This window comes from Gilliamella sp. wkB308, from assembly GCF_001690185.1.
GTDB classification, from domain to species: domain Bacteria; phylum Pseudomonadota; class Gammaproteobacteria; order Enterobacterales; family Orbaceae; genus Gilliamella; species Gilliamella apicola_I.
On record NZ_LZGN01000022.1, the window covers coordinates 94,126 to 119,933 of the forward strand.

At 36.8% G+C, this 25,808-nt stretch carries 20 protein-coding genes and 1 other annotated feature; of the genes, 10 read left to right on the forward strand and 10 right to left on the reverse strand.

Annotated elements, in window-relative coordinates; all coding sequences use genetic code 11:
* Positions 1-37: 37 nt before the first annotated feature.
* The 7 genes from A9G10_RS03385 (at position 38) to A9G10_RS03415 (ending at position 9,947) form a co-directional block, all read left to right on the forward strand.
* Positions 38-4,312 carry an acyl-CoA dehydratase activase-related protein gene (locus tag A9G10_RS03385; protein ID WP_065558274.1) on the forward strand — a complete coding sequence of 1,425 codons (4,275 nt, stop codon included), beginning with the start codon at positions 38-40 and terminating at the stop codon, positions 4,310-4,312.
* Positions 4,313-4,377: 65 nt separating this feature from the next.
* Positions 4,378-4,986, forward strand: a complete 609-nt coding sequence (locus tag A9G10_RS03390) for a CDP-alcohol phosphatidyltransferase family protein (RefSeq protein WP_065558275.1) — start codon at positions 4,378-4,380, stop codon at positions 4,984-4,986.
* Positions 4,987-4,999: 13 nt separating this feature from the next.
* A complete protein-coding gene (locus A9G10_RS03395; protein ID WP_065558276.1) occupies positions 5,000-6,751 on the forward strand; it encodes a bifunctional alpha/beta hydrolase/class I SAM-dependent methyltransferase in 1,752 nt (583 codons plus the stop codon).
* Positions 6,752-6,763: 12 nt separating this feature from the next.
* On the forward strand, positions 6,764-8,080 hold the full coding sequence (locus tag A9G10_RS03400) for a phosphatase PAP2/dual specificity phosphatase family protein (protein WP_065558277.1): 1,317 nt from the start codon (positions 6,764-6,766) through the stop codon (positions 8,078-8,080).
* On the forward strand, positions 8,067-8,552 hold the full coding sequence (locus A9G10_RS03405) for a hypothetical protein (protein ID WP_065558278.1): 486 nt from the start codon (positions 8,067-8,069) through the stop codon (positions 8,550-8,552). Before A9G10_RS03400 ends, A9G10_RS03405 begins: the two co-directional genes overlap by 14 nt.
* Positions 8,553-8,608: 56 nt before the next feature.
* The gene (locus A9G10_RS03410; protein WP_065558279.1) at positions 8,609-9,547 is read left to right on the forward strand and encodes a phosphatidate cytidylyltransferase; all 939 of its coding nucleotides are present in this window, start codon (positions 8,609-8,611) and stop codon (positions 9,545-9,547) included.
* Between the two features lie 136 nt (positions 9,548-9,683).
* Entirely contained in the window at positions 9,684-9,947 is a 264-nt protein-coding gene (locus A9G10_RS03415; RefSeq protein WP_065558280.1) for an HPr family phosphocarrier protein, read from the forward strand.
* Between the two features lie 124 nt (positions 9,948-10,071).
* Here the strand turns inward: A9G10_RS03415 and A9G10_RS03420 are convergent, their stop codons facing one another.
* Together A9G10_RS03420 and A9G10_RS03425 are read right to left on the reverse strand one after the other, a co-directional pair.
* Positions 10,072-11,433: an APC family permease gene (locus tag A9G10_RS03420; protein WP_065558281.1), complete on the reverse strand. Its 1,362-nt coding sequence runs from the start codon at positions 11,431-11,433 to the stop codon at positions 10,072-10,074.
* A gap of 724 nt (positions 11,434-12,157) precedes the next feature.
* Positions 12,158-13,843 (reverse strand): amidohydrolase, encoded by a 1,686-nt coding sequence (locus A9G10_RS03425; RefSeq protein ID WP_065558282.1) that lies wholly within the window; start codon positions 13,841-13,843, stop codon positions 12,158-12,160.
* Between the two features lie 148 nt (positions 13,844-13,991).
* On the opposite strand from A9G10_RS03425, the gene matP reads away from it, so the two are divergent.
* The 3 genes from matP to cysB all read left to right on the forward strand — a co-directional run bounded on the left by matP (position 13,992) and on the right by cysB (position 18,226).
* The gene (gene matP / locus A9G10_RS03430) at positions 13,992-14,456 is read left to right on the forward strand and encodes a macrodomain Ter protein MatP (protein ID WP_065558283.1); all 465 of its coding nucleotides are present in this window, start codon (positions 13,992-13,994) and stop codon (positions 14,454-14,456) included.
* Between the two features lie 29 nt (positions 14,457-14,485).
* Positions 14,486-17,086 (forward strand): type I DNA topoisomerase, encoded by a 2,601-nt coding sequence (gene topA, locus A9G10_RS03435; protein ID WP_065558284.1) that lies wholly within the window; start codon positions 14,486-14,488, stop codon positions 17,084-17,086.
* A 168-nt stretch (positions 17,087-17,254) separates the two neighbouring features.
* Positions 17,255-18,226, forward strand: coding sequence for an HTH-type transcriptional regulator CysB (gene cysB / locus A9G10_RS03440; RefSeq protein WP_065558285.1), 972 nt, complete (start codon positions 17,255-17,257; stop codon positions 18,224-18,226).
* 82 nt (positions 18,227-18,308) lie between these two features.
* On the opposite strand, the gene hisIE is transcribed toward cysB, so the two are convergent.
* The 8 genes from hisIE to hisG are packed head-to-tail and all read right to left on the reverse strand — an operon-like array spanning position 18,309 to position 25,377.
* Positions 18,309-18,935, reverse strand: coding sequence for a bifunctional phosphoribosyl-AMP cyclohydrolase/phosphoribosyl-ATP diphosphatase HisIE (gene hisIE / locus A9G10_RS03445; RefSeq protein ID WP_065558286.1), 627 nt, complete (start codon positions 18,933-18,935; stop codon positions 18,309-18,311).
* Positions 18,929-19,705 (reverse strand): imidazole glycerol phosphate synthase subunit HisF, encoded by a 777-nt coding sequence (gene hisF, locus A9G10_RS03450; protein ID WP_065558287.1) that lies wholly within the window; start codon positions 19,703-19,705, stop codon positions 18,929-18,931. The genes hisIE and hisF overlap by 7 nt, the downstream gene beginning before the upstream one ends.
* Positions 19,687-20,439 carry a 1-(5-phosphoribosyl)-5-[(5-phosphoribosylamino)methylideneamino]imidazole-4-carboxamide isomerase gene (gene hisA / locus A9G10_RS03455; protein ID WP_065558288.1) on the reverse strand — a complete coding sequence of 251 codons (753 nt, stop codon included), beginning with the start codon at positions 20,437-20,439 and terminating at the stop codon, positions 19,687-19,689. Before hisA ends, hisF begins: the two co-directional genes overlap by 19 nt.
* Before the next feature lie 2 nt (positions 20,440-20,441).
* On the reverse strand, positions 20,442-21,029 hold the full coding sequence (hisH, locus tag A9G10_RS03460) for an imidazole glycerol phosphate synthase subunit HisH (RefSeq protein WP_065558289.1): 588 nt from the start codon (positions 21,027-21,029) through the stop codon (positions 20,442-20,444).
* A complete protein-coding gene (hisB, locus tag A9G10_RS03465; RefSeq protein ID WP_065558290.1) occupies positions 21,029-22,096 on the reverse strand; it encodes a bifunctional histidinol-phosphatase/imidazoleglycerol-phosphate dehydratase HisB in 1,068 nt (355 codons plus the stop codon). Before hisB ends, hisH begins: the two co-directional genes overlap by 1 nt.
* A gap of 8 nt (positions 22,097-22,104) precedes the next feature.
* Positions 22,105-23,163, reverse strand: a complete 1,059-nt coding sequence (hisC, locus tag A9G10_RS03470; RefSeq protein WP_065558291.1) for a histidinol-phosphate transaminase — start codon at positions 23,161-23,163, stop codon at positions 22,105-22,107.
* 9 nt (positions 23,164-23,172) lie between these two features.
* Positions 23,173-24,474 (reverse strand): histidinol dehydrogenase, encoded by a 1,302-nt coding sequence (hisD, locus tag A9G10_RS03475; protein WP_065558292.1) that lies wholly within the window; start codon positions 24,472-24,474, stop codon positions 23,173-23,175.
* Between the two features lie 3 nt (positions 24,475-24,477).
* Positions 24,478-25,377, reverse strand: a complete 900-nt coding sequence (hisG, locus tag A9G10_RS03480; RefSeq protein ID WP_065558293.1) for an ATP phosphoribosyltransferase — start codon at positions 25,375-25,377, stop codon at positions 24,478-24,480.
* Positions 25,378-25,415: 38 nt separating this feature from the next.
* Positions 25,416-25,541 (reverse strand) — a sequence feature (His leader region).
* Between the last annotated feature and the right edge of the window lie 267 nt (positions 25,542-25,808).

The window sequence follows — 25,808 nt, forward strand, 5'->3', positions numbered from 1 at the left end:
AAAAAGTAATGGATGCTTTGGGGATTATGTGCTGCTTATGTCAAAATTATTTAAATTTGGTTTAGATGTGGGTTCCACAACAGCGAAATGTGTTGTACTTGATGAGTATAACAATTTTGTTTATACCAATTACGTTCGTCATAATACACATATTGTGGCGACAGTCCTCGATTTACTTAATGAAATTAAACAAAAGTTTGGCAATGATATTTGTCTATCTGTTAAGGTAACAGGTTCGGCTGGCATGGGAATATCTGAAAAAGCCGATATTCCTTTTATCCAAGAAGTGGTGGCGGCATCTGAAGTCGTGCAGCGCAACTATCCCGAAGTCAGAACGTTAATTGATATTGGCGGTGAAGATAGTAAGATGATTTTCTTCTTTCCCGATCGCCCGCCCGATATTCGAATGAACGGAAGCTGTGCTGGTGGGACAGGGGCGTTTATCGATCAAATGGCAACCTTATTAAACACGCCTGTTCAACAATTTGATCAACTCGCTCTACATCATGACAAAATCTTTCCTATAGCTTCTCGTTGTGGCGTTTTTGCCAAAACCGACGTCCAAAATCTCATTAGTCGTAACGTCTCAAAAGAAAATATCGCCTATTCTGTTTTACATGCTGTTTGTATTCAACTCGTTAATACCTTAGCACGTGGTTATGATATCGTTCCAAAAGTGATGTTAATTGGTGGTCCATTTTCTTTTATTCCAACCTTAGGTAAAGCAGCGCTTAATACGTTGAAATTAGATGAAAGCCAGCTAGTTGAAACGCCTTATCCAACATTGTTATCTGCTTGGGGGGCGGCAATTCATCCCATTGAACGTGCTGAGCTTTCAATTAATAGTTTTATCGAGAAATTAAATGCTTCAACAAAAATTGCAGTGAATCAATCTTTTCGATTATCTCCCCTTTTTAATGAAGCCTTATCATTTGACGACTGGAAAAAAAAACGAAGATATATCGATATTCCACGATTAAACATCGCTGATTATAAAAAACAAAATGCTTTTTTGGGTATAGATAGTGGTTCAACGACAACCAAAATTACGTTAATTAGTGAAGATGATGAACTACTGTTTACTTACTATGCCCCCAATAACGGTCATTCAATTAGTGCACTGATTAAAGGATTATCTCTATTAAAAAAAGAAATTGAGACATCCAATAAAGATATTGTGATTTTGCGGACGGGTGTCACTGGTTATGGAGAAGAGTTATTAAGAGCTGCATTTGGTATTGATGATGGTTTAGTTGAAACAATGGCGCATTTTGCCGCAGCTAAGCATATTGATCCAAATGTCAGTTTTATTATGGATATCGGTGGTCAAGATATGAAAGCCATTTTTATTGCTAATGGTGTGGTTAATCATATCGAACTTAATGAAGCTTGTTCATCAGGGTGTGGTTCATTCATTGAAACTTTTGCTAAATCATTAAACTCAAATACCATTGATTTTGCCAATGCTGCCTGTCAATCAACTCATCCTTGTGATTTAGGTACACGCTGTACTGTGTTTATGAACTCTAAGGTTAAACAAGCCTTACGCGAAAATGCCAGCATGGGGGATATTTCGGCTGGACTTGCTTTTTCAGTGATTAAAAATGCAATTCATAAAGTGCTCAAACTGCACGATATGCGTAAATTAGGTAATAATATCGTCGTACAAGGTGGAACCTTTAAGAATCCTGCTGTTTTTCGAGCCTTAGAGCAATTAACAGGTGCGCAAATTACCAGCTCAAATATCCCTGAATTAATGGGCGCCTATGGCTCAGCTTTAGTGGCAAAAAATCATTTTTTAGAAAATAATACACCTTCACAATTTATTGGGCTGGATAACTTAGCAAAAGCTGAAGATAACAAAGCTAAACCTTCTCGATGTAAAGGATGCGAAAATAATTGTGATATTATGATCTACCGTTTTGCCAATGGGCAAAAATATTATTCCGGCAATAAATGTGAACGATTTTTAAGTAATAATCAATATAAAGATAATCATGCATTTAACATGTTTGATTATAAAAATGCGCTTTTGTTTGATCGAATCACTGTCGAAAATCCTCAAGCAAAAATTAATATAGGTATACCTCGCGTTCTTGGACAGTATGAAAATTTTCCTTTTTGGCATACGTTATTGAGCCAAAGTGGTATCAACGTAATACTTTCACCATATTCGACCCATAAAATTTATGAACAAGGAGCAGGTACAGTGATGTCTGATAGTATCTGTTTTCCTGCTAAATTAGTACATGGGCATATTATGGAATTGGTCGATCAAAAAGTGGATCGTATTTTTATGCCTATGGTGGTATTTGAATCATCCCAGTTTGATAATGCAGTAAATAGTTATAATTGTCCTATTGTGAGTAGTTATGCAGAAGTCATACATAGTGCTATCAATCCAGAATTAAAATATGGTATTCCGATTGATTATCCTGTGATGAATTTCACGGATGTGAAGTTACTCAAAAAAAGTTGTGTTCAATATTTACGGTCATTAGGTATAGCGAAAAAAGTCATTGATAACGCCTTTTCGGCAGCATTAATGGCACAGTCCCAGTTTAAACAGAATCTTTACAACAAAGCGATTGAAGTATTAGATAATGCCAAACAAACAGGGCGATATGTATTTATTTTAGCAGGACGGCCTTATCATAGTGATAGTTTAATAAACCATAAAACGCCTGAAATCTTAAATGCGCTTGGTTGTGATGTGATTACTGAAGATTCTGTATTAGGTGGCATTAGCCTGTTATCGCCAGAACTTCAAATTTGTTCACAATGGAGCTACCCGAATCGTTTATATGCAGCCGCTTCATTCGTTGCAGAGCAACCCAATAATATCCAATTTGTTCAGCTTAATTCATTTGGTTGTGGGCCTGATGCTATTGTGACCGATGAGTGTAAAGCAATTTTAGAATCAAAAGGTAAAACCGGTACGATAATTCGTGTTGACGAAATTACTGCAACGGGTTCTGTCAGATTACGTTTACGATCGATTATTGAATCAATACGAATGAATCATCAGCAACCGCTAAAAACAGTTGAACGTAAAAAAACGGCTATTTTTAGCAAGCAAGATAAGCAGCGTCGAACCATTTTAGCGCCGTTTATCTCCGATTTTTATTCTCCGCTTTTAACGCCTATTTTTGCGTTATCGGGTTATAAACTGGAAACCTTACCTAAACCAGATAAGCGTTCAGTCGAATGGGGATTAAAATACAGCAATAACGAAATCTGTTATCCGGCGACAATTATTGTTGGGGATATAATTAAAGCACTGCATTCAGGTAAATATGATCGTAATGATGTGGCAATAGGGATAACTCAAACGGGTGGACAATGTCGAGCCAGTAGTTATTTATCGTTGATCAAAAAAGCGATGATTAGTAATGGTTTTGAAGATATTCCCATTATTTCACTTAGTACAGGAAATATTAATGAAATAGAACAACCTGGCTTTAAGCTAAATTGGTTTAAAACATTACCTATAACTTTTTTTGCGATGCTTTTTGCTGATTCACTATCAAAAATGTATTACGCCATTGCGCCAAGAGCGAAAGTTAAACAACAAGCTAATCAGCTTAAAACGCTTTATATGCATAAATTGCAACAACTTATTCAACAAAAGCAAGGTAAAAAGGCCATATTTGAACTATTAACGCGAGCTGTTGCGGATTTTAATCAAATTGAAACACACCCTAAAGATTGTCCACAAATCGGTATAGTGGGAGAAATTTACGTTAAATATAATAGTTTTGGTAATCAACATAGTGTTGAATGGCTAGTCGAGCAGGGTATTGAACCGGTTATTCCTCCAATGATTGAGTTTTTTGCGCAATGTTTTGTTAATTATGATAGTAATGTCAATAATTTTCTCTCATCAAAGAGTTATATCTCTTATCTAATGTCCTTTTTTGAAAAGATTGCACATCGATATATTGATAAAACAAATAAAATTTTGTCCCAATTTAAGTATTATCAACCTTTCCATAGTATACGTGATATGTCTAAAAAGGCTGAAGAAATTTTAAATCTGGCGAATCAATATGGTGAAGGTTGGTTGATTCCTGCTGGCATTATGACATTTGCTGAACAGGGAATTAATAATGTTATCAGCCTGCAACCATTTGGTTGTATTGCAAATCATGTTGTATCTAAAGGCGTTGAAAAACGAATGCGAGATCTTAACCCAAAACTTAACTTACTCTATTTAGACTTTGATGATGGCGCAGGCGAAGTAAATGTGCTTAATCGTTTGCATTTTATGGTAAGTTCATTAAAGTATACCCAGTTACAACGGATTGTTTAAATGTTAAAGTACATGACGATTCAGTGTAAGTAATAGTAAAAAGATAATTTATAAAAGGATTGTTTGTGTTATCAATTTATCAATTAAAATCCCGATTTCAATCGTTACTTCGTCCCTGCGTTGAGAAATTCTATAATGCGAACATTACCGCTAATCAGGTCACCTTATTCGCTTGTATAGGCTCTATTTTTATCGCCTTAATTGTGAGTTATTTTATTGAATATCATTGGATATTTTTCTTGATTCCAGTATGGATGTTTATTCGAATGGCGCTCAATGCCATAGATGGCATGTTAGCACGAGAGTATCATCAAAAATCTAATTTAGGCGCTTATTTAAATGAGATGGCGGATGTTATTTCCGATTGTGCGCTATTATTGGTCTTTATTCAGGTGCCAAGTGTCTATACTGGTTTAGTGATATTGATTGTGTTACTGTCTTTTTTAACTGAATATAGTGGCGTTTTAGGGTTACTTATTGGTGCATCCAGACGGTATGACGGTCCAATGGGCAAAAGCGATAGAGCTTTTATTTTTAGTTTAATCAGTTTAGGCATTGCTACCGGTTTGTTACCATTGAATTGGATAAATACGTTATTAGGGATAATTATTTTTTTACTCATATGGACGACTGTAAATCGAATTCGAAAAGGTTTGCAAGAAGCTAAAATTTAACAAGGAGTTGTCGATGCGTCAACAGCAACAAAAAACATTCACAAGCCATGATGGATGCCAAATATTTTATCGCTATTGGCCGGCAATAGATGGCGATATTCAACCCAAACAAGCGATTGTGCTTTTTCATCGTGGACATGAACATTCTGGTCGAATAGCGCATCTTGCCGACGAACTTGAATTACCTAATTTTCAAATTTTCGCATGGGATGCTCGAGGTAATGGACAATCAGAAGGTGAACGAGGCGATGCCCCAAATTTTGCCACGTTGATCAAGGATGCGAATGCTTTTATTGAACACATTACCCAAGAATATAGTTTAAGACAACAAGATATTGCAATAATTGCACAAAGTGTGGGGGCTGTCATTGCAAGTGCATGGGCACATGACTATACCCCTAATATTCGAGCCTTAGTACTAGGAGCGCCTGCTTTTCGTGTAAAACTTTATGTTCCTTTGGCAGTGCCTGGTTTAAAATTATTATATAATCTGAAAGGTAATTTTTTTGTTAATAGTTACGTTAAATCTGGATTATTGACTCATGACAAACAACGAGCAGAATCATTTAATCAAGATCCATTAATCACTCGACCAATTTCAGTCAGATTGTTACTTGATTTATATTCTGTAGCAGATCGTATTGTTAAAGATGCTAATGCCATAACAGTGCCGACTCAAATACTTGTTTCCGGTTCTGATTTTGTTGTCAGACGCAAACCTCAAAAACAGTTTTATGAAAATTTAGGTACCACTCAAAAAGAATTTCATATTTTGCCTAATTTTTATCATGACACATTTGGTGAACAAGAACGCCATATTGCTATTGAAAGAGCAAGACGTTTTATTATAGGCTGCTTTGCAAATCAACCGAATACTCCTTCTTTGGTTAACGCAGATCTTGTTGGTTATACTAAGCAAGAAGCCGATAATTTATCATTGCCTGTTAAGGGAATAGTTAAACCCCTTTACTGGAAATTCATCAAAGCTAATTTAAAATATGCCAGTAAAATTTCTGATGGTATTAAACTTGGAGTTGAAACGGGTTTCGACTCAGGTAGCACATTGGATTATGTTTATCGTAATCAACCTTCAGGAAGTTCAAAATTAGGTCAGTTTTTTGACTATATTTATTTGCAATCAATGGGGTGGCGAGGAATTCGACAACGTAAAATACATCTTGAAGAATTATTAAAATTAGCCATATCGCAATTACAAAAAGACGATAATATCGTCAATATTGTTGATATAGCAGCAGGCCATGGACGTTATATTCTTGAGACAATTAATCAGTTAGCCAACAAACCTGATTCAGTACTCCTTAGAGATTATAGCGATATTAATATTCGTGATGGTCAAAATTTGATTAATGAATTAGGCTTAAGTCACCTTGTACAGTTTGAAAAGGGCGATGCCTTTAATAGACAGCAGTTAGCTGAGTTATCGCCTAAACCAACACTCGCTGTCGTTTCTGGTTTGTATGAATTGTTTAGTGATAATTCATTATTACGTGAATCTTTATCGGGATTAGCGGATGCTATCCCCAAAGGTGGATATTTAATTTATACCAATCAACCTTGGCATCCTCAACTTGAGTTTATTGCCCGAGCATTAACTTCACATCGTGACGGGCAACCATGGGTAATGCGCAGACGGACACAACTTGAAATGGATCAACTTGTCATGGCAGCAGGCTTTCGAAAAGTCACAATGCGTATTGATCAGTGGGGGATTTTTACGGTGTCATTAGCTCAGCGCATTGATTAATTGATTAACGCCATGATGAAGCAGTGTTCTATTCAATTAAGCATTAACAAATGTTTATGGCTTATCGGGTTAACGGTATTTTTCTTTGCTAGTTACAATTTTAGCAATGCATTCACAGCTGAACGTAATGATGTTAGTAGCATTGTTTTTGATTGGGAAACGATCATACCACTTTGGTCATGGACGATTGTGCCCTATTGGTCGATAGATTTAATGTATGGACTAGCTATATTACTAGCAAAATCGAATCAGTCATTAAAAATACTTTGCTTTAGATTATTAACCGCACAAATTATTTGTGTCTGTTGTTTTCTGCTTTTCCCACTTAAATTCAGTTTTGATCGTCCAGCTATGGACGGATTTTTTGGTTTACTTTTTGATATTTTAATGGGATTTGATAAACCATTTAATCAAGCACCATCATTACATATCACATTGCTTATTATTTTATGGCAGTTCTATGCTAGCTATTTTCAGACTATTTTCCGTTATATTTTGCATATTTGGTGTGTGTTAATTGCGCTATCGGTATTAACAACCTGGCAACATCATTTTTTTGATATCCCAACTGGTGTATGGGTGGGGTGTTTATGTATATGGTTATGGCCTAATGATGGTATATCTCCCCTAAAATTAGCGTTTTTATCAAAACAGTACCGTTGGGCGATTATTTATTTTTGTTTAACTCTGTTAACCATAAGTTTAGCCTTTTATACGAAGGGGTGGGGGCTTTGGCTATTTTGGCTATCCGGTGCATTTTTGTTAGTAGCAGTTAATTATTTATTGATAGGTGCAAAAGGGTTTCAAAAACAATCTAATGGGCATTATGCATTAGTAATTGCATTATTATATTTGCCCTATTTTCTAATTATGTGGATTAATTCCCGTTTATGGACGATTAAGCACCAACCAAGCAATTTTATTGATGAAAATGTCTATTTAGGTAGAATTCCTTCAACCTACTATCTGAAACACGTTCAATTTACATCTATTGTTGATTTATGTGCAGAACTGCCGATAGGTCAATTTAAAGGTAATTATACGCTAATGCCAATTTTAGATATGACACCGCTCACGCAAGCGCAATGTCAAATGACGGCTGAAATCATTGAACAATATCGACTGCAAGGTCGATTGCTAGTCTGCTGTGCATTAGGTTATTCAAGAAGTGCGACAGCAGTTATCGCATGGTTATTGTGGACTCATCGAGCCAAGAATGTTGATGATGCGATAGCTAAGGTAAGACTATGTCGGCGTAATATTGTTATTTCGACTAGACAACGGTTAATATTAATAGAATGGAGCAGAAATCTACATGCTGAGATCTGAAAATAATAGAACACAATTTCAGACCAACCAAACTGAAATTGTGACATTGTGTAGTTTGCTTTCTTTAAGTAAGCAAATTAATATTTTTTCTGGGTTAATAACAATTTCTGCGTTGATCATTGGTTTTACTTATTTGGCAATTAATGATTCAAATCTGATAAGTTTAATCTGTTTTTTTGTTTTTATTTTAGGCTTAATAAGTCAATATTATGCACTTAGAACTAATTTTGATACAAAACTTTTTGAATATTTGAGTCAATATATCAATCACCCGTCAATCGTGTTAAAAGAGTTAGATCATGCACTTGTAAAATTGCGTTTAATTAAATCTGATCTTACTAAATCTCGAACAATGTATGAGCGCGAAAAAGGGACATTAAGACTTTTCAAAATTCAAATAGTGACAGTGATGATTCAACTTTTACTATTTATAGGCGGATTTGCCAGTCATATTATTTGTAATTTATTTTAAAATGGTCAAAACATTCTGCTTTAATATATTAAAAAATCAGCAATTCGAGGAAATAGATGTCTAATTATCAATACCATACTTTATTGTTATTTTTGGGGATTGGCATATTTTTGATAATAGCTTCGTTAATTGGAATCCTGTTAAAACACCGAATTCAATCACCTAATAGCGTTATTGATAATTTAAATACTCGCATTAAAGCGTGGTGGGTTATGGTTGCTATTTTAGGTATCGCTTTTTTATTAGGAAAATTAGCCGTTATTTTTTTATTTTTCGTGATATCGGGTTTAGCATTACGCGAGTTTCTTAATCTGACCAGCATTAGCCGAGATGATTATTATGTTTTAATATTTGCTTTTGGAATAGCGTTGCCAACGCAATATATTTTAGTCGCTGTTTCATGGTATGGTCTATTTAGCATATTCATTCCAGTATACGGTTTTTTAATTCTATCGATTTTAGCCACAATTACCGGATCCTCATTTAAATTCTTAGACAGAACGGCCGAAGTACAATGGGGATTAGTCATCACCGTATATAATATATCTTGTGTGCCTGCCTTATTGTCACTCCAAATTGATAACTATCACGACCGAAATTTATTACTTATTGCTTTTTTGGTGTTAGTTGTTCAAATGTCAGATGTTTTGCAGTATGTCTTTGGTAAATTATTTGGTAAACATAAAATTAGCCCAAATCTATCACCATCCAAAACAGTGGAAGGATTTATTGGTGGTATAGTTACAGCCAGTTTTATTGGTAGTTGTCTGTTTTGGATTACGCCATTTAGTTTTATTCAAGCTGGTTTAATTTCACTCATGATCACCTTGCTAGGATTTTTTGGCGGATTAGTTATGTCTGCCATAAAGCGTGATAGGGGGGTAAAAGATTGGGGTAACCTAATTGGCGGACATGGTGGTGTACTTGATCGTTTCGATTCAATCTGTTTTGCAGCGCCTGTTTTCTTTCATGTAGTCAGATATTATTGGGCATAAAATAGTATTAAGTTTAAATTAATAAAAAGCTTTGTATAAATTATAAAAATTTATATCTAAAAATGAGCAAAACAGATTATTTTATGATATAAATACTAGGTATTGTATTAACTTAAGATAGAAAGAAGGACTTAGTATGTTAAAAGAGCAAATGGTAGTAAAAAATTCAACCGGTCTTCATGCGCGCCCTGTAACGGCATTAGTTAAATTAGCCGGTCGCTATAAATCATCAATTGAGCTTGTTTATAACGACAAAGCAATTAAACTAAAAAGTATGATGGGGCTGCTAGGAGCAGGTGTAAAAGGTGGTTCAACTGTTGAAATCATCTGTGATGGAGAAGACGAGCAAGCTGCAATGGATGAAATCCGCGAATTATTTGCTACTGGTTTTGGTGAATAATTGATAAATCTTTATCAAAACAGAATGTTATAAACATATCTATTCCGTCGACTTAGGTCGACGGAATGGTTTTAAAAGGGCGAGAACTGAATACTTTTAAGTAGAACTATTTAAAAGAATTAAGCTAATCTTTGATGATTGAATTTAATTCGTGTGGATCAATAGATGGCAATAATTTTGTAAAACCCTTAGTTAAATATATCAGATAGAAAAATCCAATAGCGAGCCAAATTAAACCAACTATCATGGCTGTCGCATCTAAACTAGTCCACAACCATAAAGAAAGTAAAACACCAATTGCCGGTAAAAGGCCATATTTGATGATTAACGCGAATGTTTTGGTTTGACCTTCACCTAAATAGCTTTTAATTACACATAAATTGACAAAAGTAAATGCGACTAACGCCCCAAAGCTAATCATTGAAACAACCAATGTTAAACTTAACACCAACGATAATAATGAAAAACATGCCACAAATATTATAGATAAATAAGGTGTTCTAAAACGAGGGTGAATACGATAAAAGATCTGCTTTGGTAATACACCTTCACGACCCATTGCATAGAAGATTCGTGAAACACTGGTTTGTGCAGTCATTGCAGAGGCAAATACACCAGTTAAATAAGCCGCTTGGAAGAAGTTATACATAAACTCTCCACCTAACCGGCTAATATCGCCCACACGACGAACAACATCTAAACTTGCGGTATCTTTATTCTCTGCAAAATCAGTCCAATTTGGATAGGCTAAATGAGCACAATAAGAAACGATTAAGAAGATACATCCAGCAATAAGGACAGTCCAGATAATTGCTCTTGGTAACGATTTTTGGGCATCATTCGATTCTTCTGCTAATGTCGCAATAGCATCAAACCCTAAAAAAGCCAGACATAATATTGCTGCACCAGAAAGTAATCCGCTAAAATCGCCAGCATTAACTAATAATGGTTTCATCATAGCATCAGGCGTTAAATTAACGTTTGTAAATGTCAAAAAGATAAATAAACCGATAAAAATCATTTGAATGATGATCAAAGTGAAATTAACCGAGTTAATTAATTTGATTCCCAAATAATTGAGTAAACTTACGCCAATTAAAGATCCTAAAACAAATACGGGTGCAGGAATCGCTGGAAACGCTTCGTTTAAATAAATACCTAAAACCAAATAATTTAAAATTGGTAAAAAAAGGTAATCTAAAATTTGAGCCCAACCAACCAAAAAACCGACTTTTCCACCAAAAGTACGTTGAACATACGAATAGGCTGAACCAGCAATTGGTAGCTTATTGGCCATGCGGCAATAGCTCAATGCTGTGAAAAAGATCATTGCTAGAGTGATAATATAGGCTATAGGTAAGTGTCCATTACTTGTAACAGTGACTTCCCCATAAGTGGTAAAGATCCCCAAAGGAACCATATAAGCTAAACCAAATGCAATCAATGCAGGTGTGGTTAAAACTCGTTTCATTTTTATTGCGGACATGACTAACTTTGCTCCTCTGTCCCAAAAAACAATAAAAAACTACTAAGTATAGTTTTGCCTTTTTACCCGCTAAAAGCGGCAGGGAATTCTCCCATATTATTATAATTATGCAAGTTAATTTTTATTATATTGACATTAAATTATGCAAATTTTGAATTAGATCATTCAATATGAATTATTTCTAAACAAATCTTAATAAAAATTGATTATTTAAACTCATAGGCGTGACCTATATTTATGTTCAGCGTTCTATTATAGATAAGCATAGAAGGATAAAAAATTGAAAAAGCCAAGGTAATTTGTTCATAAAATATATTGTATTTTAAATTGGAGAAAAAAGAGATTATTGTGGATTTGATATAAAGTAGTGAAAAAATATTTATAGGAAAATTATTCTTTAAAGCTTTTCTAATAACAGTAATATTTTGGATGAATGTTTTAAAATGTAAGAAAATTTGAATAAAAAGTAATTTTGATTTTCCTTGTTACAGATATGCAACCAAAGCATTTACCATTATTCTTACTTTCAGTACTGATTGCTAATGTATATAGTAATTATTAAAACTAACAAGAAACTAATTATCCGTTCTAGGTGGGGGGAACAGCTTGCTTATTTGCTAACGTACCTATTATTCATATAAACGATAAAGACGTAATGACTAAACAAAAATAAAGCCAACGGTTAGGTTGGCTCTATTTTTCAAACTATCTAAAGCTATAGTTTTTACGAGTCTTGTTGATAAACTGTTTTACCACCGACAATAGTCGTTAACACTTTCACATTTTGCATATCGGTTGCTGGAATGGTAAATGGATTGCGATCTAGAATGATCAAATCAGCAAATTTACCTTTTTCAATTGAGCCAATATACTCATCTTGTTTTAGCACATAAGCAGCACCAATGGTTGCGCAGCGTAAGACTTCGGTCGCAGTTAAATTACGATCACTATTTAAACGTGGGTGCTGTGCATCAATTTGTCGGGTCATGGCTATTTGAAAATCATACCATTCATTCAATGGATCAATTGGCCAATCGCTACCAAAGGCGCAGTTGACACTTGCATCGATATATTGCCCGTGGGCTTCTAAACCGTTATAGCGCTTTTCGCCGAATAGTGTTTGGTATTGTTCAACCATGGCGTCGCTACAGCCAGCCCATTGGAATGAAAACACTACACAAGCATTTAATTGCTTATACCTTACGTATTGATGTGCTGCACTAAGTTCATTGTGCGCCGTGCTAGGGCGGATATCGGCATCCGGTAATGCTTGGCGCATTTTTTCGATTGCATTAAGCACCACTTCAATGGCACCTTCACCAACAGTATGCATATGAGGGTGAAAACCGGCACGAGAGGACTCTAAAATTAAAGCATTTAGCATCTCAGTTGAATAGTACAAATCACCATAACGATCTTTTTCATCTTCAAGTTGATAAGGTTGTAATAGTCTTGCTGTCATTAATGGTGCTTGCATTACCCCGTCTACAAACAGTTTAGTGTGTGAAATTTTAATACCGGGCTTAGGCTGCCAATTTTTATCATCATAACGGCTTGCAAACTGTTTAACTTTTTCGAGTAATGCCGGAATAGCTTCAATGGATGTCACATCATCTGGCGGTAACTCTCTTGCACCAAATAACCGAATGGTAAGTTGATCTTGCTGTTGCAACTTTAAAAAGGCATCGGCTTGCGTTTCGGTTATTCGAGCGTCCATAACCGCTGTTACACCTTGTTTGTTTAATTCGGCTTGTGCTAATTTAGCAATATGTGCGGCTTGTTCTTCCGTCAGTTTCGATATACTGTCAAAAGCTCGCATAGCTGGTGCATCTTCTAAAATGCCGTTAAGTTCACCGTCTTGTGTTCTGCCAATTTTTCCATCTGTCGGTTCAGGTGTGTTTCTATCCAAACCAAATTTTTGCAACGCAATACTATTAGCAACTAACGTATGACAATCGTTAGAAAAAAGGATTACGGGTCGCTGAGTATTGAGTTTATCCAGATCGAAGCGGGTAATATCGGTACCGATTGGTAACACTTCTTGCCTTAACCAGCCTCGAACTTGTAACCATTGTGTGTTATTATTTTGACTGTCTTTATCCAAGTGTTTTTGAATAATTGCTAAAGTATCGTCAACGGTCAAACTTTGATAATTCAAATTACACGAGGTCAATTGCATGCCACCCCAAAAAGTATGAAGGTGTGAATCGATTATTCCCGGCATCATCGTTTTACCATGAAGATCGTAAATTGCTGTATCATTATCAACATAGTGATGGCTATTTATTTCATCTGTGGAGCCTGTCGCTATTATGTACCCATTTTTGATTGCTATCGCTTCACAAACTGTATCTTTTTTATCTGCTGTATAAATATAGCCATTAATATAAATAACATCAGCTTTAACCATTATTTTTGATTCCTTAAATAAAGAACGATATAAAAGGTGAACGATACCAGATTTATAAAAAATTTGTCAAATGCAATAATTTTCTTTATTGTGTAAAACGATTATGCTACATATAATCTCTATAGTTACAGCGTCACAAGGTGAACAAATGAAATATCAACAACTCGAAAACCTTGAATGTGGTTGGAAGTGGCACTATTTAGTAAAAAAACATCTAGGGGGCGAGCCAATAACTCGCTATATTGAAAAAAGTGCTGCTCAACATGCCGTAAATGAATTATTACTGTTAGAACATAATCCAACAAGCGTTGTTGATTGGATAAAATCGCATTTGAATCCCGATTTAGATAATCGCATGAAGCAGACTATACGGGCAAAACGAAAACGACATTTTAACGCAGAACAACAATATACACGGAAGAAGTCCATCGATTTGGAATTTTTAGTTTGGCAACGCTTAGCGAATTTAGCTAAACGCCGTGGTTGTACGTTGTCACAAACCATTACGCAACTAATTGAAGATGCTGAGCAAAAAGAACAATATGCGACAAAAGTATCAACAATTAAAGATGATTTACTGTCACTTCTTGATGTGAAGCGTAACAGTAAATAACACAAACTACAGGATAAATAGGTTTAATTATGGGAAAATCCCTTGTTATTGTGGAATCACCAGCTAAAGCAAAAACAATTAATAAATATCTTGGCAAAGAGTATATTGTAAAATCAAGTGTGGGGCATATTCGAGATTTACCCGTTAGTGGTAGTAGCCAACGCGCTGAGAAAACGACCAAAGATAAAGCCGAGAAGAAAGTAAAACGCTCAGAAAAAGAAGCGTTAGTCAGTCGCATGAGCGTGGATCCTTACCATGGTTGGAAAGCACATTATGAGATTCTACCCGGTAAGGAACGTGTTGTATCAGAACTTAAAAAATTGGCTAAAGATGCCGATATGATTTACCTCGCAACCGACTTGGATAGAGAAGGGGAAGCTATCGCCTGGCATTTAAAAGATGTGATTGGTGGCGATGACAATAAGTACCGCCGTGTGGTATTTAACGAAATTACGAAAACAGCCATTAAAAATGCATTTAATAAACCATCTATGTTAGATATGGATCGGGTTAATGCTCAGCAGGCTCGTCGCTTTATGGATCGGGTTGTGGGCTTTATGCTTTCGCCATTACTTTGGAAAAAAGTGGCTCGAGGTTTATCAGCAGGGCGTGTTCAATCGGTTGCTGTTAGACTTGTCGTTGAACGTGAGCGTGAAATTCATGCCTTTATTCCCGAAGAGTATTGGGATCTGTATGCTGATTTAATGACACAGAATAAAGCGCAATTAACGTTACAAGTGACACATTATAAAAATGAAGCATTTGAGCCAAAAGATAAAGTTGCGATCGATATTGCATTGGCTGAACTTAATAAAAGCCAGTATCAAGTTACCAATATTGAAGAAAAACCAACCAAAAGCAATCCGACAGCACCCTTTATTACGTCTACTTTGCAACAAGCAGCGAGTACCCGTTTAGGATTTGGTGTTAAAAAGACGATGATGTTAGCTCAGCGTCTTTATGAAGCGGGTTACATCACCTATATGCGTACGGATTCAACCAATTTAAGTCAAGATGCATTGACTATGGTGCGTGATTATATTGGTCAGAATTTTGGGGATAAATACCTGCCAAAATCTGCCAATGTTTACAGCAGTAAAAAGAATTCGCAAGAAGCGCATGAAGCCATTCGTCCATCCGATGTAACAATACTGGCTGATAAGCTTAGTGATGTTGACGCTGATGCGTGCAAACTATATCAGCTAATTTGGCGACAGTTCGTTGCTTGTCAAATGACCGCTGCCGAATACAATTCCACCACAATCACCGTAAAAGCGGGAGATTTTATTTTAAAAGCGAAGGGGCGTACATTACGTTTTGATGGTTGGACAAAAGTGCAACCTCAATTATCAAAAAACAGTGACGATAAAATTTTACCGGCGGTTAATGTTAATGACAAATTGGATTTGATCAGCTTAAATCCGAATCAACACTTTACTAAACCACCTGCACGTTATAATGAAGCGTCATTAGTAAAAGAGCTTGAAAAGCGTGAAATAGGACGACCATCAACTTATGCAACGATCATTTCAACTATTCAAGATCGGGGCTATGTACGTTTAGATAATCGTCGTTTTTATGCTGAAAAAATCGGTGAAATCGTTACAGATCGCTTAAATGAGAATTTTAATGATCTTATGAGCTATGATTTCACGGCACGTATGGAAGATGCGCTGGATGAAATTGCCAATAAAAAACAAGAATGGCGAGAAGTACTCGATCAGTTTTTTAGTGATTTTAGTAAACATCTGGAAATTGCTGAACAAACGCCAGACAAAGGCGGAATGCAATTAAATCCTTTAGTCTTAACGCCAGAAATAACCTGTCCAAATTGTGGACGTGAAATGGGCATTAAAACGGCTGGAACGGGTGTGTTCCTTGCTTGTTCCGGTTATGCATTACCGCCTAAAGAGCGTTGTAAGCAAACAATTAACTTAATCCCTGAACATGAAACACTAAATATTTTAGAAGAGTCAGAAACAGCCGAAACTGATGCGTTAAGAGCTCGTAAACGTTGTCCTAAATGTCACACGGCAATGGATAGTTATCTGCTTGATAATGAGCGAAAACTACATATTTGTGGTAATAATCCAATTTGTGATGGATCGCTTGTTGAAAAAGGTAACTTCAAAGTCAAAAGCTATGAAGGCCCTATTATTGAATGTGAAAAATGTGGATCTGAAATGCATCTCAAATCAGGACGTTTTGGTCTATACATGGGATGTACCAATCCAGATTGTAAAAATACGCGTAAGATCTTAAAAAATGGTGATGTTGCACCACCAAAAGAAGATCCGGTCGATTTACCTGAACTTAAATGTACTAAGTCAGATGCACACTTTGTACTACGTGATGGCGCATCGGGAATCTTTCTTGCTGCGCACAACTTCCCAAAATCAAGGGAAACACGTGCACCATTAATTGAAGAGTTACAGCGTTTTAAAGATCGTTTACCGGAAAAATTTATATATTTAACAGAAGCACCAAGTAAAGATCCAGATGGTAATCCATCAATTGTGCGTTTTAGTCGTAAAAGCAAACAGCAATATGTCACATCAGAAGTAAATGGCAAATCGACTGGATGGGTAATGCAATACGTCGACGGCAAATGGATCAATAGTAAAAAATAGGTAAGAACGCCTGAATAATTGTTAATATCATTCAGGTTAAGTATACGTTTTAGTATAAAGTCGTGGGTTTGTTTGTGCTAAAGTGTGAAAGGAATTACCTTATAATTTCCCTCTTTTTAATACGTATTAATCAAGAGGGAAGTGTATAGAGTTAAAGGAGCCTTTGTCATGAAATTGCAACAATTACGTTATATTGTCGAAGTGGTAAACAACGATCTCAATGTTTCGCTAACGTCCGAAAAACTTTATACATCGCAGCCTGGTATAAGCAAACAGATTAAATTATTAGAGGATGAATTAGGCGTACAAATTTTTACCCGTGTAGGAAAACATCTTTCAGAAGTGACACCGGTAGGCGAAAAAATCATTGCATTAGCTAAAGAAATCCTCAATAAATCAAAAGATATCAAAATCATTGCTAAAGAGTTCAGTCAGCCAAATCAAGGTTCTTTAACCATCACAACAACCTATACGCAAGCCCGTTACACCTTGCCAGTTGTCATCCAAAAGTTCATGCAACAATATCCGCATATTATTTTGCACATGGAGCAAGGATCGTCTCAACAATGTCTATTGCAAGCGCAAACCGGTCAAGCTGATTTTGCGATAATTACCGATCTTTCGCAGTTAAGTGATGATATGATCGCTTTACCTTGCTACCATTGGAATCAAGCTGTGATTGTCATGAAGGATCATCCTTTGGCTAAAAGTAATATGATTTCAATTGAAGAGTTATCAAAATATCCTTTAGTCAGCTATGATTTTTCTAATGATGGATCAGATTTAAATCAAGCATTTATTAATGCCAAACAATTACCCAATATTGTATTTAGCACAACCGATGCGGATTTGATAAAAACTTATGTTAAATTGGGTGTTGGGGTTGGCATTGTGGCGAAAATGGCAGTCAATGAAAACATCGATAGCGATTTTGTCGTGCTTAATGCTGGTCATATATTTCCTTATAGTACAACTTATATTGCCTTTGCTCGGTCACTCTTTTTACGTAGCTATATGTACGATTTCATCAGTCAATTTTCACCCCATTTAAATAGACAAACGGTTGATAGACTGATTCTTTGTGATAACAATGTTGAAGTACAAGCGATGTTTAATGGTGTGAAATTGCCAATTTGTTAGGTCATTGATGGCTGACATTCGGTAAATTATTTCGAATAAATATTGAGTAAAGTGCGAGGTTTTCGCACTTTATTGTATCGTTTTATTTGTGTCTGGCTTTTAATATACCGATAACATCTTGAAGGGACAGGTTTTGATCTTGCAATAAAACTAACAAATGATAGATTAGATCCGCTGATTCATTTTTAAGTTCTTCTCGGTCATGTACGGTGGCAGCCAGCGCAGTTTCAACGCCTTCTTCGCCCACTTTTTGTGCTATACGTTTTGTGCCATCATGATAAAGTTTTGCGGTATACGATGACTGAGGATCGGCATTTTTACGTGCAGCAAGCAACTGTTCTAATTGATATAAAAACCCCCATTCCGTTTTTGCCTTAGCAAAGCAACTGTTGCTACCTGTATGACACGTAGCGCCAATTGGATCCACTAAAATCAGCAGGGTATCATTATCACAATCGGTTGAAATGCTTTTTACATTTAAAAAATGTCCTGAGGTTTCACCTTTCGTCCATAGTCGATTTTTAGTTCGTGAATAGAAGGTTACTTTACCACTAGTTTGGGTTTGTTTAAGGGCTTCTGGCGTCATGTAGCCAAGCATTAATACATCACCTGAAACATAGTGTTGAATAATAACAGGCATTAAGTTATTTACTTTTTGCCAATCAAGCTGACTCGCGTCTAATTGGTTGTCTGAATTGGAAACTAACATAATCGAATCTCTACTCCGTGGTTAGCTAAATACTGTTTAAGTTCTGCAATATTGATAATTTGTTTATGAAATACTGACGCAGCCAAAGCACCATCCACACCAGCATCTTGAAAAGCATCTAAAAAGTGCGCCATTGTGCCTGCACCACCTGAAGCAATTAATGGAACATGACAAATTTTGCGTATCGCTTTGAGTTGTTTAAGATCATAGCCATGCCGAACGCCATCTTGATTCATCATATTGAGAACGATTTCACCGGCGCCTCGTTTCTGCACTTCCTTAACCCAATCTAGGGTATTCCATTTTGTTGCAACGGTACGTTTTTCATCGCCCGTAAATTGATAGACATGGTAGTTGTCAGTTTCTTGGTCGTACCAAGTATCTATTCCAACTACAATACACTGCACACCATAACAATTGGCTAACTCCGTAATTAAATCGGGGTTAGCTAAAGCAGGGGAGTTAATTGATATCTTATCCGCACCAAAACTTAATATTTGCCCGGCATCTTCGACGGTTTTAATACCTCCAGCCACACAAAAAGGAATATCAATCACTTCTGCAACTTTGGCAACCCAACTTTTATCGACCACACGCCCGTCAGAAGATGCTGTTATGTCATAAAAAACCAACTCGTCAGCACCTTCTTCAGCATATCTTTTTGCTAGTGGTACAATATCGCCGATGATCTCATGATTGCGAAACTGTACCCCTTTGACCACTTGACCGTCACGAACATCTAAACAAGGGATTATCCTTTTTGCCAGCATGAAATTGCCTCCTGAACTGTAAATTTACCTTCAAGCAATGCACGACCGACAATTACACCGGCAACACCACTTTCTTGTAGTGCTTGTACGTCCGTTAATTGTCCGATTCCACCCGATGCTTGAAATGCGATTTGTGGAAATTGTTGACTTATTTCTTGATAAAGTTTCACATTGGAACCGCTAAGTGTCCCATCTTTAGATATATCGGTACAAAGCACATGTTTCAAACCATAAGGTAGATAATCTTCAATGACCTGCTCAAGTGTTTGATTCGAATTCTCTTGCCAACCATGAATAGCCACATATTTGTTACCTTGCTCATCAATTCGTACATCGAGCGCTAACACTAATGCTTCAGCACCATAGGTGTTAAACCATTGCTTAACAAGTTGAGGTTGTTTAATGGCTGTTGAGCCGATGACTACTCGAGTGGCGCCTGCGGCAAGTAGGGCTTTGATATCCTCTTCTGTACGGATACCACCACCAACTTGAACAGGAACTTGTACACCCGCAATTAAGGTTTTAATCAAAGATATTTGGCGTGCATTGGGATCTTTTGCACCCGTTAAATCAACTAGATGTAATAATTTAGCACCTTGATTTTGATAATCTTGAAATCTTAATAATGGGTTATTCCCATAATCACGTTTAAGATCATAATCACCTTGATGTAATCGAACAACGGAGCCATCGATTAAATCCAGTGCAGGTATGATAGTAGGATAGGCACTCATGACTACATCTCCAGAAAGTTTTTGAGTAATTTTGCACCGGCTAAGCCAGAACGCTCGGGATGAAATTGTACACCGTAAAAGTTGTCTTTTTGCACGGCAGCGGTAAAGTTTTCGCCGTAATTGGTTTCTGCAATAGTTGCTGAGCATAATGGCATCGCGTATCCATGAACAAAGTAAAAATAAGCACCATCTGGAATATCTCGAAATAGATGATGTCCGGCTTTTGGGTAGACTTTATTCCACCCCATATGAGGTAGTGGTAGTCCACAATCGGGAATTTTAATAACTTTTTCGTTTATTATTCCCAATGTGTCAACATGACCTTCATTACTATACTGAGCCAATAATTGCATGCCAAGGCAAATGCCTAAAACAGGTTGGGTACACACTTTAATAAGCTCAACTAAGTTGCGTTCTTTCAATTTCTGCATTGCAGCAGAAGCAGAACCAACACCCGGTAACAAAAGCTTATCAGAGTTAAGCACGACATCAGGTTCCAGACTGATAATAGGTTGGTATCCTAATCTTTCAATCGCATATTTAACCGAAGAAAGATTAGCGCAACCCGTATCTAAAATCACAATGTTCATTACAACACTCCTTTTGAACTGGGTAATCGATCACTTTCGATTTTGATCGCTTGTTTTAACGTTCGAGCAAAAGCTTTAAATAGGCTTTCCACTTTATGATGATCGTTATCGCCTTCGGTTTCGATATGTAGGGTAATACCCATGGCATAACTCATGGAGTAGAAAAAGTGCTCGACCATTTGCGTGCTCATATCGCCCACTTTTGGGTGAGTAAATTGCGCATTGAATTTCAAATAAGGGCGACCAGATATATCCATTGAACACTTCGCTAAGCATTCATCCATAGGAATAACCGACGCATAGCGAGCAATACCTCGTTTATCGCCAAGGGCAATTTTCAACGCTTCGCCTAGAGCAAGCCCTGTGTCTTCAATGGTATGATGATCATCAACATGCAAATCACCTTTAACTTGGATATTAAGCTTAATTCCTCCATGGGTAGCAATTTGGTCAAGCATATGATCAAAAAAACCGATGCCGGTATTGATTTGGCTTCCACCCTGTCGGTCTAACCAAACTTCAACCAGTATGTTGGTTTCTTTGGTGTGTCGTTCAACTTTTGCATAACGATCGGCTGTTGTTAATCGTTGAGCAATCTCGTTCCAATTTAAATGTGTTGGGTGATAATGTAGTCCATTAATTCCCATATTTTCAGCAAGTTGTATATCTGTGACCCTGTCACCTATAACATAACTATTGGTTTTGTCTAATTTACCGCTAGACAAATAAGGTAGTACTAATTGAATTTTAGGTTTCCGGCATTGGCAATTATCTTCAGGAAAATGCGGACAGATAAGTACTTCTTCAAAGTTCACACCTTGTGATTGAAAGATTTGCATCATCAGATTATGTGGACCATCAAAATCAGCTTGTGGGTAGCGACTGGTTCCTAGCCCATCTTGATTGGTCACCATGACCAATTTAAAGCCTGCGGCTTGTAGTTTGAGTAAAGCCGGTATGACATTAGGCTCAAAAGCAAGCTTTTCAAAACGATCAACTTGGAAATCAATAGGCGGCTCTGTAATTAAGGTTCCATCTCGATCGATAAATAAATATTTTTGTAACATGATGACTCCTATTCTATCGTTTTTAGTGCTGTTATAACCGCATCACATTCAATTTGAGTACCAATGGAGATGCGTATAATATTTTTTTGACCCATTGATTTACTTTGATCGCGTAAAATAATTCCTTGATTCCAAAGGATAGTAAAGAGATCTTTATCATCCTGAAATTTAACACATAAATAGTTAGACCAGCTTGGGTAAACTTTTTCAACTATGGATAATTGGGAGAGTTGATCGGCAAATTTCTGTTTTTGATTGTTAATGTATTGAACATTTAACTTCATCGTATTGATGCCGTCTTTACTCAGTGCTTGTGCTGCAATATCCGCGACAGGTGTGGCTAATGGATAAGGCGCAATCACTTTTTGTAGAGTATCAATGACGGGTTTGTTCGCAATCGTAAATCCACAGCGTAACCCTGCTAATGCAAATGCTTTAGATAAAGTCCGTAAAATCACTAAGTGTGGATAATTAGTTAGCCAACTGACTACCGATGATTGTGGTGAAAATTCAATATAAGCTTCATCAATAATAACTAAAGCACGGTCTTGGGCCATATTAAGCAGGGTTTTAATATCTTGGGCATTAATTAAATTACCGGTTGGATTATTTGGTGAACTGACATAAATTAACTTAACATTTTCAATATTTTGTTCAATACCGTTAAGATCGAGTTGCCAATCTTTTGTTGTCGGAACGATCTTAGTTTTTATACCCAATGTTTCTGCACTAACTTGGTACATGCCATATGTCGGTGGACAATATAAAATACTATCTTGTTCAGGCTCGCAAAATGCTCGCATCAAAAGTTCAATCGCTTCATCTGCCCCTCGACTGACAAGTAATTGATCGGGTTGTACACCGGCATATTGTGCATAGCCCCTGATCACTTGCTGTGGTTGCGGTTCCGGATAACGATTTAATGTTTGCCGTGTTAATTCAAAATGTGGCGCAACAGGGTATTCATTCGCATTGAGCCAAACATCACCTTGACCGCCAATACGTCTGGCGGATTGGTAAGGTGTCAATTTTTGTACGTTTTTTCTCACTAATTGATTAATATCCATTTGCTATACCTACCTTTGATTCGTTTGATTTAAAACTGCTAAACGCAATGTAACCGCTTGTTTGTGGGCTGTGAGTTGTTCTGCTTGCGCCATTAGTTCTACTGCATTACCAATGGCTTTTAACCCTTCAGGTGTTAATTTTTGAACTGTCATCCGTTTTTGAAAGTCAGCTAATCCTAGACTGGAGTAGGTAGCTGTGTAACCATAAGTCGGTAATACATGGTTAGTACCCGATGCATAATCGCCAGCTGATTCAGGCGACCAGTCACCAAGAAAAATAGAACCAGCACTAGTAATCTGCTCGACAAGTTCATCGGCATTTTGGGTTTGAATGATTAAATGTTCTGGCCCATAACGATTACTGATTGCGACACATTGTTCTAAATCTTGAGTGACAACAAGTCGACTTGCTTGTAACGCTTTTTCGGCAATAGCTTGGCGTGATAATTGGGCAAGCTGCTTATCAACTTCTAATGAGACCGCTTGAGCCAGTTTTTCATCAGGAGTAAGGAGTACAACTTGTGAATCGGGGCCATGTTCAGCTTGTGATAACAAATCAGCAGCAATAAATGCAGGATTGGCTGAACTATCTGCAATAACGAGCACTTCGGATGGCCCCGCAGGCATATCAATTGCCGCACCATCAAGGCGTTGGCTAACCTGACGTTTTGCTTCTGTTACATAAGCATTACCGGGGCCAAAAATTTTGTCTACTTTAGGCACAGACTCTGTACCAAATGCCATGGCAGCAATAGCTTGGGCACCACCTAGTTGATAAATTTCGGTAACGCCACACAGCTCAGCGGCATATAAGATCTCATCCGCTATTGGTGGGGGTGAACACAGTATCACTTTGCGACAACCTGCAATATTAGCGGGTATGGCAAGCATCAATACGGTAGATAACAACGGTGCAGATCCCCCTGGAATATAGAGCCCAACTGAATTAATTGGTCGGGTCACAAGTTGACATGTAATACCGGGCATTGTTTCAACGGTAATTGTCTGTTTGACCTGAGCTTGATGAAATTTTTTAATATTACTAACAGCTAATTGCATAGCTTGTTTTAAATCAGGATTAACCCGATCGATTGCCATTTTAATTTCACTATTGCTCAGTTTAACTTGATTAATCTGAACTTTATCAAATTTGTTACTTAAGGCTTTTAAGGCTTCGTCACCAGATTGCTTAACTTGAGCTAAAATATCTGCAACAGATTGACTAATTGAGTCTGATGCAGTCATCGCTGGACGAGTCAATAAAGCAGTTTGTTCTTGTTCTGAACATTGTTGCCAATAAGAGAGTTTCATACTTTACTCCATCATCTTTTCAATTGGTAATACAAGAATTGAGCTTGCACCTAATGCTTTTAGTTTTTCCATGGTTTCCCAAAATAACGATTCACTACTAACCATATGTAATGCGACTCGATTTTGTTCGCCAGTAAGCGGTAATATTGTTGGATTTTCAGCACCCGGCAATAAGGCAACCACTTGATCTAATACCTGAGTTGGGGCATGTAACATAATATATTTTGATTCGCGAGCTTGTATTACCCCTTGAATACGCGTCATGACTTTATCAATCAGTGCTTGCTTGGTGGCTGGCATTTCGCCTTCTCGTTGAATTAAACATGCTTTGGATTGATAGATAATTTCGATTTCTTGTAAACCATTCGCTTCAAGCGTTGCGCCACTAGATACTAAATCACAAATAACATCAGCTAATCCTGCTCGAGGGGCAACTTCCACCGATCCGTTTAACAAACAAGTTTTAAATGTCACATTGTATTCAGCAAGGTAACGACGAAGTAGGTGAGGATAAGTGGTGGCAATGCGGAGATTATTTAAACATTCAGGGCCGGTATAATCGAAATCACGGGGGGCAGCAATGGATAACCGACAACCGCCAAAATCTAAACGACGTAATTTTTTATACTGAGGATTTTGCCCTTCCGCTTGTCTGTCCAGTACTTCTTCTTCTAAAACATTTTCACCCACGATTCCAATATCTACCACACCGTCAATAACCAGACCGGGAATATCGTCGTCACGAACACGTAAAATATCGATAGGCATATTTTCAGCAAATGCGATTAAACGTTGTTCTTGAAGATTAATTTTAATGCCACACTGTGCCAGCAATTTTTTTGATTCATCACTTAAACGACCAGATTTTTGCATCGCAATGCGTAAACGCGAATTATCCAACATATTATTCTCCAACTTATCCAAAAAATTTATAAACCACAAACAAAAAACCCTCGGAAGTTTGATCTTCCGAGGGTTTTCTATTTGCTTTCGCGATATCACCGGAAGACCAAATGTCTTCCAGCACCAATCGCCCGAAGACTATTCAGGAATGATGGTGATGATGATGTTTAGTAACAAAAGCGCAAAAACAATTCATAAAATAAAAACCATTAAGTTGATTTATTAATCTAATTTCTAAATAAAATATAACATAAAAAGTTAGCTCGCAACTTTTTTTTTGTTTTTTAATTAAAATTTTGTAAATTTCAATTTTGTTTTAGTGGTGTATAAATTGTTTTGTCTCAATGTGATATCAATTGTTATGAGTGCAGACGAAAGGTGGTTGATTGAATTTTAAACAAGAGATGGAATAAAAGAATTTAACGCCTATA

Coding starts and splice junctions, on each gene's coding strand:
- hisC (WP_065558291.1), bottom strand. CDS start 23,163: ATGGATATTAATCAATTAGTGAGAAAAAACGTACAAAAATTGACACCT.
- hisG (WP_065558293.1), bottom strand. CDS start 25,377: ATGTTGGATAATTCGCGTTTACGCATTGCGATGCAAAAATCTGGTCGT.
- A9G10_RS03395 (WP_065558276.1), top strand. CDS start 5,000: ATGCGTCAACAGCAACAAAAAACATTCACAAGCCATGATGGATGCCAA.
- A9G10_RS03405 (WP_065558278.1), top strand. CDS start 8,067: ATGCTGAGATCTGAAAATAATAGAACACAATTTCAGACCAACCAAACT.
- A9G10_RS03420 (WP_065558281.1), bottom strand. CDS start 11,433: ATGTCCGCAATAAAAATGAAACGAGTTTTAACCACACCTGCATTGATT.
- hisB (WP_065558290.1), bottom strand. CDS start 22,096: ATGTTACAAAAATATTTATTTATCGATCGAGATGGAACCTTAATTACA.
- A9G10_RS03400 (WP_065558277.1), top strand. CDS start 6,764: ATGATGAAGCAGTGTTCTATTCAATTAAGCATTAACAAATGTTTATGG.
- A9G10_RS03415 (WP_065558280.1), top strand. CDS start 9,684: ATGTTAAAAGAGCAAATGGTAGTAAAAAATTCAACCGGTCTTCATGCG.
- hisH (WP_065558289.1), bottom strand. CDS start 21,029: ATGAACATTGTGATTTTAGATACGGGTTGCGCTAATCTTTCTTCGGTT.
- cysB (WP_065558285.1), top strand. CDS start 17,255: ATGAAATTGCAACAATTACGTTATATTGTCGAAGTGGTAAACAACGAT.
- hisF (WP_065558287.1), bottom strand. CDS start 19,705: ATGCTGGCAAAAAGGATAATCCCTTGTTTAGATGTTCGTGACGGTCAA.
- matP (WP_065558283.1), top strand. CDS start 13,992: ATGAAATATCAACAACTCGAAAACCTTGAATGTGGTTGGAAGTGGCAC.
- hisA (WP_065558288.1), bottom strand. CDS start 20,439: ATGAGTGCCTATCCTACTATCATACCTGCACTGGATTTAATCGATGGC.
- topA (WP_065558284.1), top strand. CDS start 14,486: ATGGGAAAATCCCTTGTTATTGTGGAATCACCAGCTAAAGCAAAAACA.
- A9G10_RS03385 (WP_065558274.1), top strand. CDS start 38: ATGTCAAAATTATTTAAATTTGGTTTAGATGTGGGTTCCACAACAGCG.
- hisIE (WP_065558286.1), bottom strand. CDS start 18,935: ATGTTAGTTTCCAATTCAGACAACCAATTAGACGCGAGTCAGCTTGAT.
- hisD (WP_065558292.1), bottom strand. CDS start 24,474: ATGAAACTCTCTTATTGGCAACAATGTTCAGAACAAGAACAAACTGCT.
- A9G10_RS03425 (WP_065558282.1), bottom strand. CDS start 13,843: ATGGTTAAAGCTGATGTTATTTATATTAATGGCTATATTTATACAGCA.
- A9G10_RS03410 (WP_065558279.1), top strand. CDS start 8,609: ATGTCTAATTATCAATACCATACTTTATTGTTATTTTTGGGGATTGGC.